Here is a 6,686-nt window from a genome sequence, read left to right as displayed (position 1 = left end):
ATATATTACTTGATTGAGATATTAAATCCCTAAGATTTGATGTCATTGTATTAAAGGATCTTCCTAGTATTCCTATCTCATCTTTTGTTTTAATATCTACTGTCTGTGTTAGATCTCCCTGGGCTACTTTCTCAGTTACTGATATTAATTCATTTATTGGATTTAATGAATGATTTAGGAAGATGTAAAATATACCAAGTAAGATACTTAAAAGAATAGCTGTAAAAATAAGTGAGTTTCTTTTAATCTTTGATAATTGATTTAATATTTCTGTTCTATCATCTATAACTTTGAAGTATCCAACAACATTTCCTTCATAGTCACTAAATGGTATTAACATTACATTGTATTTCTCATCCTCTGTGTGAAGAAAAAGACTTTTATCTGATTTTATTTTTTCTTTGTCATTATCATTTTCAATAGTCCAATTATCTTCATCCGTATTAGCTAAGATATTTGACTCTAAATCATAAATAAAATATTCTCCACCATAATTTCTTTTAAGACCTTCTAAGAAATTTCCTCCAAAATCATTTCCAAACTCTACACTACCTCTATGAACTCCTTCATAAGATATAGGCGCTACAACTCTAAAACCAAATCCTGCTACTCCCTCTTCAAGCCCTTCAACTATTTCTTCACTTGAATTGGCTTCATTTACTGTAAATCTAAAGTCTTTTAAACTATCTCCAAATTTATCAGGATTATGTAGCCTTAAAAAAGAAGTAGAATCTGGCAGGTGAAATTGTACTTGAGCAACTTTATCGTCTATACTTTTATAAACTGGAAGTAACATGTCTACAAGTTTTGATCTATCTTTATCTGCAAAAGCTTTTTCTACCTCCATATTGTTTGCCAATGATAAAGCACCTATTTCTGCTGATTCAAGTTGTTCTTCCATTTGAATATTTATAGAATTTTCCAAAACATTTAACATATCCCTTTCACTATCAATCACAGTAGCTGTAGTTTCCTTAAATGTATAATATGATAATAGCGAAAATATTATTAATACTGAAATGGCAAAACCTAAAAATATTTTTGATTTTAATTTCATCTAACCTTTCTCCTTTCCATATATATAAATAAATGTCGATATATGTAAATAATTGTCCATTTATATTTATCGGAGCTTATTGTTAAAATTTAAGCAAATAAAGTTAATAGAAAATATTATCCTATATAAATCTATTTTAAATAAAAATACTCTTCTTATCATAGACAATTATTTTAACTGCCTATTATAAAAAGAGCATACAAGATTTTATATATTTAATTTATATTTTCTTTAATCATGAAGAATCGGTGAAACCTTTTTATATATTAAAAGTGTAATAACTGAAACTACCGTACCCTTTAATAGATTAAATGGAACTACTGCGTAGATCATAAGTGTTTTATAGTCTACAACATATTTATTTAATTTACTTGCCATCTCTATTATTTGATCTAATGGAAGTATCTTTGCATATAGGGGAAATATTACAAAATAATTGCTAATACTTGCAAATATACTCATCATTATAACACCGACAAATAATCCTATTACTGCCATCTTTAAAGTTCTTTTCTTATAATATATAAAGCCTGCGATATATACAAATACACTTCCTACTAAAAAATTTGAAATCTCACCTACTCCTCCAGTACTTGAACCTTCTATAAGAAAGCTCAGTATGTTTTTTAAAAATTGTGTTATAACTCCTGCCATAGGGCCCATTGCAAAAGCCGCTATTAAAGAAGGTAGGTCTGATATATCTAGTTTTAAAAATGGTGGTGCAAACCACACAGATAAATCAAAAAACATCAGTACCATAGATATTACACCCAAGACTGAGATTTTTACCATATTTCTTGTGCTAAAGCTTTTCCTACTTAAAGTATACATTTTACATCCCTCCAAATTTGTTTTTCTTCGGGATATAAAAAGCCCCGAAGATCTTACTTCGGGGCTAAATTAGACAAATTCAAAAAATCTGCTCGTCTAATACATCTTCTCCTATCCAGACTATAACTGTCGGCCTTGGAATTTAACCAAGTCAACCTAAAAAGGCTCGCGGGCTTTACCGCCGGTGAGGATTTACGCCTCGCCCTGAAGATATATATTTATTTAATTTAATTATAGCTTTAATCTTAAGTCATGTCAAATATTACTTTTCTACTTCATACATCGGTAAATTAATAGTGAAACTTGTACCTCTTCCAGGTTCACTTTTTACATATATTTCACCATCATGTTCCTCTACTATATTTTTAGTAATAACAAGCCCAAGTCCTGTCCCTTTCTTTCCCTTAGTAGTAAAAGAAGATTCAAATATTCTGTCCAATGTATCTTTTTGCATCCCTATTCCTGTGTCTTTTATCTTTAAAAAGGTTCGATCTCTTACTTGAGATAGATTTATATCTAAAGTTCCTCCTGTTTCTTCCATTGCTTCTATTGCATTTAGAAAAATATTTAAAATTGATTGTTTTAGTTCATATTCATTTCCATATACTAGCCCAGGAGTTGTTATACTTAAATTTGTTTCAATACAAGTTTTCCCTTTATTTACATCATTTATCTTATATTTTAACATATCTAATACAGAAAAAATAATATTTCTTATACTATTTTCTTTTTTCTCTTTTTGATAATAGCCATTTATAGATCTATAAAATCTATCTATTGCATCTCTACATTCAAATGTCGCTTCATTTATTAACCTTAGATTGTTGCGAATGTCATTTGATTCAACTTTAGGTATTGAAAGCTGTGATAATCCTGATATTACTGATAAACTGTTTTTGAAATCATGAAAAATTCCCTCTGATAAATTTAATAGTATTTTAAAACTTTCTTCTGGTATCATATTTTCTTTCCTAATCTCTTGTTCTTCCAATTCCCATCTGACCTCCTATTAAAGATTTTTCATAGTCAAAGATATTCTTCCCTTTTCTTTATCTAGGTCTATTATCTTTACATCTACAATGTCTCCAACTGTAACTACATCTTTTGGATGTTTTATAAATTTATTTGAAAGCTGTGATATATGAATAAGTCCATCATCTTTGACTCCTATATCCACAAAGGCTCCGAAATCTATTACATTCCTAACTGTTCCTTTTAAAACCATATCAATTTTTAAATCATCTAAAGATAAAACATCTTTTCTTAAAAGGGGTTTTATCATCTCATCTCTTGGATCTCTTCCTGGTTTTTCAAGTTCTTTTATTATATCTATTAAGGTTGGTTTACCTACTCCAAGTTCTTCTGATAAATTTTCTATGTCCTTTTCCTTATACTCCATATCTAAAAGTTTTTTAGCTATATCATAGCTTTCTGGATGTACTCCAGTATTATCTAAAATATTTTCAGACTCTTCAATTCTTAAAAATCCTGCACATTGTTCAAAGGTTTTAGGGCCAAGTCCTTTTACTTTTAGAAGTTCTTTTCTAGAAGAAAACTTTCCTTTTTCCTCTCTTGTACCGACTAAGTTATCAGCAACCTTACTTGATACTCCTGCTACATAGCTAAGTAGTGAAGGACTGGCTGTGTTTAAATCTACCCCTACACGGTTAACACATTCTTCAACTATAGCTTTTAAACTTGTATCTAGTTCCTTTTGATTTAAATCATGCTGATATTGACCTACTCCTATATGTTTTGGTTCTATCTTTACAAGTTCTGCTAGTGGATCTTGAAGTCTTCTACCTATAGAAATAGCTCCCCTTATAGTTACATCAAGATCTGGAAATTCCTTTATTCCAACTTTGGAAGCAGAATATACAGAAGCTCCAGCCTCACTTACTATTATATAAGCTACATCTCCTTCTAATTCTTGAAGAACTTCAGCCACAAAGCTTTCAGTCTCTCTAGAAGCTGTCCCATTTCCAATAGCAACTATATTTATATTATATTTACCTATAAGCTTTTTTATGACTTCTTTTGAGTTTTTTATCATTTTTTCAGAATGCGTTGGATAGACTATATCCTTATCTAAAAACTTACCTGTTCCATCTAACACTGCCACTTTACAACCTGTCCTATAAGCTGGATCAAGAGCTAATATATTTTTATTCTTTATAGGAGGCTGCATGAGTAATGGTTTTAGATTTTCTGAAAATACTTTTATAGCATCTTCTTCTGCTTTTTCCTTTAAATCGTTTCTTATTTCTCTTTCAAGTGATGGGAAAAGTAGTCTTTTCCATCCATCTTCTACAGCTCTTTTTATGATTTCTGATGTAGTAGAATCTTTCCTTATGATAAGCATATTTAAAAACTCTAAGACCTTATTTTCGTCTACTAGTAATTTTATCCTTAACCTTTTATCCTTCTCTCCTCTATTTAATGCTAAAACTCTATGATTTGCAATAGTTCCAACTGATTCTTTATAATCATAATACATACTATAAACAGAGTCTTCTTCATCTACACCTTCAGATTGTAAAACACCATTTTTTTCAATAATATTTTTAACACCTCTCCTATAGTCTGCATCATCAGAAACCTTTTCTGCTATTATATCTTCAGCACCTTGTAGGGCTTCTTCTGAGTTCATCACTTCTTTTTCTTCATCTATATAAGTATTAATAGTCTTTTCAAGCTCTTTTTCTTCTATTTCTTGAAGCATAATTATGTCTGCTAAAGTCTCTAACCCTTTTTCTTTAGCAATAGTAGCTCTTGTTCTTCTTTTTTTCTTATATGGTCTATATAGATCGTCTAATCTTTGAAGTGTTTGTGCCTTATCAATTGTCTTTTCTAATTCTTCTGTAAGCTTATCTTGTTCGTGGATAAGTCTTTTTATTTCCTCTTTTCTTGCCTCTAAATTTCTTAAATATTCTAATCGATTAGCTATATCTCTAATAGTTTCATCTTTCATTTCTCCAGTTTGTTCTTTTCTATATCTGGCTATAAAAGGTACAGTATCACCACCATCTAACATATCTACAAGATTTTCTACATGTTTTTTCTTTACACCAAATTCTTTAATAATCTTTTCTATAATTTCCAAACCAACAGCTCCTTAAGTTTATAAGTTTAAATGTAGTATACTATCCTATTATATATAGTATACTACATTGCATAGTCAAACTCCTGCATTTTTACATTATTTCCAAAAAAAGTAAAGTCATTTTAAGATATGACTTTACTTTTTAAACACTCATTTATAAATAAATCTATACTCCCATCCATAACCTTTTCTACATTACCTATTTCTGCATTTGTTCTATGGTCTTTTACCATACTGTAAGGATGGAATACATATGATCTAATTTGAGATCCCCAAGATATTTGGGAATAGTTTCCTTGAAGATCTTCAATCTTTTCTTTATTTTCTTCTTCTCTAAGGGATATAAGTTTTGATTTTAACATATTCATAGCAGTTTCTCTATTTGTATGCTGACTTCTTTCAGACTGGCACTGAACTACTATACCTGTTGGCAAATGTGTTATCCTTATTGCCGAGTCCGTAGTATTGACGTGCTGACCACCTGCTCCTGACGATCTATAGGTATCAACTTTTAAATCATTTCCATTTATATCTATTTCCTCATCGTCTGTAAGTTCTGGAAATATATCAACACTTGCAAAAGAAGTATGTCTTTTACCAGCACTATCAAAAGGAGATATTCTAACTAATCTGTGAACACCTTTTTCACATTTTAAATATCCATAGGCATTGTGCCCCTTTACTAAAAGAGTAACTGCTTTTATGCCTCCTTCAGTATCAGGTGTAAAATCTAGTGTTTCTATATCATATTCTTTATTATCTGCCCATTTTCTGTACATTCTTAAAAGCATCTCAGCCCAATCTTGAGCTTCTAATCCTCCAGCTCCTGAGTGAATAGATAGTATGGCATTATTTTTATCAAATTCACCACTTAAAAGAGCAGATAATTTAAAGTTTTCTGCTATCTTAGATATAGCTTCCATTTCTTCTTCTATTTCTTTATCGTCCTTATAGTCTTCAGCTTCTAAAACTAGTTCTATCAAAACTTCAAGATCTTCAATTCTAGCTATAAGGTCATCGTATCTTTTAACTTCATTTTTCAAGCTCTTTGTCTCTTTCATAATTTTTTGAGCCTTTTCTACATCATCCCAAAAATCAGCCTCAAAAGAAAGCTTTTCATTTTCCTTTACCTTTTTTCTAAGGGATTCTAAGTCAAAGAGACACCGCCAGTTCTTCTATCATATCTTTTATTTCACTTAAGCTTGTTTTTTCCATATAAATATCTTGCATATTTTCTACCTACTTCCCACAACATCTTTTATATTTTTTCCCACTACCACACGGGCAAGGATCATTTCTTCCTACTTTTTTATCTTTAACTAGAGGTTTATTTCCTTCTTTTCTATTTGGTTTTAGTGGTTTTGCTACTCTTTTTCTTTCTACATTTTCTGGGTTTTCAACATGGTAAAGTAGTCCCACTGTTTCTTCCCATATTGCAGCTGTCATCTCTTCAAACATATCAAAACCTTCCATCTGATATGCACGCACTGGATCTTCTTGTCCATATGCACGAAGTCCTATACCTTGTCTTAACTGGTCCATAGAGTCTATATGGTCCATCCATTTACTATCTACTACTTGAAGAAGTATTATTCTTTCTATTTCTCTAAACTTTTCATCCCCAAATTCTTCTTCTTTGTGGGCATATTTTGCTTCAGCACTTTCTATTATACTTTCTATAATATCTTCTTTTGT

At 30.5% G+C, this 6,686-nt stretch carries 6 protein-coding genes and 1 riboswitch; all 6 genes read right to left on the bottom strand.

Going from position 1 to position 6,686, the window contains the following annotated elements; genetic code table 11:
* Positions 1-1,057 (bottom strand): cache domain-containing protein (locus ACTHW2_RS09445; RefSeq protein ID WP_442263689.1); only part of this gene is annotated, 1,057 nt, incomplete at its 3' end.
* Positions 1,058-1,288: 231 nt separating this feature from the next.
* Entirely contained in the window at positions 1,289-1,888 is a 600-nt protein-coding gene (locus ACTHW2_RS09440) for an ECF transporter S component (RefSeq protein ID WP_442263688.1), read from the bottom strand.
* 99 nt (positions 1,889-1,987) lie between these two features.
* Positions 1,988-2,104, bottom strand: a riboswitch (FMN riboswitch).
* Positions 2,105-2,150: 46 nt separating this feature from the next.
* Positions 2,151-2,879, bottom strand: a complete 729-nt coding sequence (locus ACTHW2_RS09435) for an ATP-binding protein (protein ID WP_442263687.1) — start codon at positions 2,877-2,879, stop codon at positions 2,151-2,153.
* 18 nt (positions 2,880-2,897) lie between these two features.
* The gene (locus ACTHW2_RS09430) at positions 2,898-4,991 is read right to left on the bottom strand and encodes a Tex family protein (protein WP_442263686.1); all 2,094 of its coding nucleotides are present in this window, start codon (positions 4,989-4,991) and stop codon (positions 2,898-2,900) included.
* 122 nt (positions 4,992-5,113) lie between these two features.
* A protein-coding gene (gene prfB, locus ACTHW2_RS09425) for a peptide chain release factor 2 (protein WP_442263685.1) occupies positions 5,114-6,221 on the bottom strand; the annotation gives its coding sequence in 2 pieces (ribosomal slippage) (positions 5,114-6,145 and positions 6,147-6,221; 1,107 coding nt in all).
* Positions 6,222-6,230: 9 nt separating this feature from the next.
* A partial coding sequence (locus ACTHW2_RS09420) for an SEC-C metal-binding domain-containing protein (RefSeq protein WP_442263684.1) occupies positions 6,231-6,686 on the bottom strand: 456 nt, incomplete at its 5' end.

This window comes from Tissierella sp. (assembly GCF_052089545.1).
GTDB lineage: Bacteria > Bacillota > Clostridia > Tissierellales > Tissierellaceae > Tissierella_A.
This window is presented reverse-complemented; position numbering and strand designations above follow the sequence as displayed.

What these genes read in the sequence shown, in the direction of transcription:
- ACTHW2_RS09440 (WP_442263688.1), bottom strand. Translation starts at nt 1,888, where the DNA reads ATGTATACTTTAAGTAGGAAAAGCTTTAGCACAAGAAATATGGTAAAA.